The organism is Desulfobacterium sp. N47, assembly GCF_051233685.1.
Taxonomy (GTDB): Bacteria; Desulfobacterota; Desulfobacteria; order Desulfobacterales; family RPRI01; genus RPRI01.
Genome location: NZ_JBAMMY010000329.1, coordinates 1 through 2363, shown reverse-complemented (window position 1 = coordinate 2363; position 2363 = coordinate 1). Strand labels below are relative to the sequence as shown.

Genomic DNA, 2363 nt, shown 5'->3' with positions numbered 1-2363 from the left:
ACATGGATAAATCTGTTTTCAAATATTGTTTCCGAAATTACGGAAAAACCTTTAGCAACAGACATAAGCACCATAAACTGCGCCTGCATGTCGGTGGGAAACCCGGGATATGGCATCGTCTTTATATCAATGCTTGATATTTTGTCCCCACCCTTAACTCTTATGCTATTGTCCCCAATTGTGATATCAGAGCCGGATAATTTAAGTTTGAGAATAACAGATTCCAGATGTGCGGGTTCGCAATTTATAATCTTGATATCGCTGCCGGTAAGCGCTGCAGAAACCATAAAAGTTCCAGCCTCTATTCTATCGGGTATGATAGATACTGAAACAGGCTTTAAAGACTCAACTCCGGTTATTTTTAATACTGATGTGCCGATACCTTCTATCTTTGCTCCCATTTTATTAAGCACATCCGCAAGAGCTACAACTTCAGGCTCTCTTGCCGCATTACGTAAAATACTGGTGCCTTCAGCCAGGACGGCTGCCATCATTAGATTTTCCGTGCCGGTTACAGTAACCGTGTCAAAATAAATTTCTGCTCCCTTTAATGTATCTGCACTTGCTTCAACATAACCGTGAACAAGATCAACATTTGCCCCAAGAGCGGCAAGTCCCTTTAGGTGCAGGTTTATCGGGCGCGCTCCAATGGAACAACCGCCGGGCAAAGAAACCCTTGCTTTTTTAAGCCTTGCGACAAGTGGCCCAAGCACAAGAATGGATGCTCTCATCTTTCTGACAAGCTCGTACGGCGCTTCATAATTATTCAGCCCCGCAGCATCCATTTTTACTATATCCCCATCTGTTTCCATACAGACGCCAAGATTTATCAGAAGATTTTTTGTGCTTTCAATATCCATTAAATCGGGGACATTCGAATAAGTACAAGACCCGTCAACAAGTAATGAAGATATGAGGATAGGAAGAGCCGCATTTTTTGCGCCGCTTATCTTTACCTCACCACTTAAAGGATACCCGCCTTCAACTATAATTTTATCCATTATCACCTTTTATGTGTGTATCAAAAAAAGCGCGGCCAATACAGTAAACCATTCCAAGACCGATAATTACAAGAGCAAACCATAACCCGCCCATAAAAACCATATGGGACATATCCCACATCCATTCAAAACAGAACGGAAACATATTTACCTCCGAATATAATTATATGCGTCTAAGGGTTCAGTTCCTTTTCCTGCGGAAAAACCGGCAGATACCGGTATGAAAAAGATATAATAATTATGCCATAGGCAATAGGCAAAATTGTAGTTGCAACCTCCTGCCAGCTTGGAAAATACATTTGCCAGGTTTCAAATGTGAGTACCGGAGCAGCCATTACCTGAAGAACCAGCACCCACCGGTTAATACAAACTCCCAGCACAGCAAGAATTGCGGCAGTTATAAGTCCATACCTGCTTTTTCGTCCCTTTTGCGATATTAGTATCAGTGCAGGAAGAATCCCGCAAATTACTATTTCAAGCACAAGTATCCAGATACCGTAAAATGGGTTATTCGAATAAAAATCCATAAGGCCAAAACCTGTTTCAGGAAGAGTAACCATTGCCCAGTACATAGTATCTATTATTTTTGCAATGATATATGTTGCTAACATCCAGCCTGAAATTTTTGCAAGAAGCTCTATTACATTCTGCCTTACAAGCTTTTTCCCTGTTATTTTTTCTGTAATCTTTGTGATAAGAATTGTAAAGCAAGGTCCGCAGGCGGCAGCCGACCATGTGAAAAGAAAAAATGTCCATGGCCAGATAAATACTCCTTCTCTGTAACCAAACGGACGTCCGAACAAAACTCCGGACACGCCTCCGAGAGAACCCTGATGGAAAAATGACAGAAAAACCCCCGTTGCGGCAAATACTGCCATTAATTCATGCAAATTGTGACCAAGATTGTGAAAAAAGGGCACATTATCTATCCGGCGGTTTTCAAGAATAATAGGAATATATTCAATAATCAGAACAAAGAGATAACAGGTTAGACAGAAGGCTACTTCGGTCAGCATGGAATGTACGTTTGCGTGCCAGAAAATAAACCAGCCTCTTAGCGGTTGTCCTACGTCAATACCCAGTATGATAAGCGCAGAGCTATAGCAGATAAACCCGATAATAACGGCATAGTTGATGATATTTTTGAGTTCATCTTTGCCGATTATATATCTTAAAAACCCCGTAAAAAAGGCTCCGCCGCCAAGTGCTATAATAACAAGATCGGCCCAGATCCATAAAGCAAATCCATACGAGTCATTCATGTTGGTCTGGTTAAGTCCCTTAAACCAGCAAAGAAACATTGCATAAACACCCCATAACAGCACAGTGCCTGCCGCACTTATCCACAGAGCAAACTGCCAT

General features: G+C 41.7%; 3 protein-coding genes. All 3 read right to left on the bottom strand.

What is annotated here, in order from left to right:
• Positions 1–1001, bottom strand: a 1001-nt coding sequence (gene murA / locus VXK47_RS20915; protein ID WP_435550726.1) for a UDP-N-acetylglucosamine 1-carboxyvinyltransferase, incomplete at its 3' end; no start/stop codon positions are given.
• Positions 994–1146, bottom strand: coding sequence for a hypothetical protein (locus tag VXK47_RS20910; protein ID WP_435550725.1), 153 nt, complete (start codon positions 1144–1146; stop codon positions 994–996). The genes VXK47_RS20910 and murA, both read right to left, overlap by 8 nt.
• A 28-nt stretch (positions 1147–1174) precedes the next feature.
• A complete protein-coding gene (qrcD, locus tag VXK47_RS20905; protein WP_435550727.1) occupies positions 1175–2350 on the bottom strand; it encodes a menaquinone reductase integral membrane subunit QrcD in 1176 nt (391 codons plus the stop codon).
• Positions 2351–2363: the final 13 nt, after the last annotated feature.

Coding starts and splice junctions, on each gene's coding strand:
- VXK47_RS20910 (WP_435550725.1), bottom strand. CDS start 1,146: ATGTTTCCGTTCTGTTTTGAATGGATGTGGGATATGTCCCATATGGTT.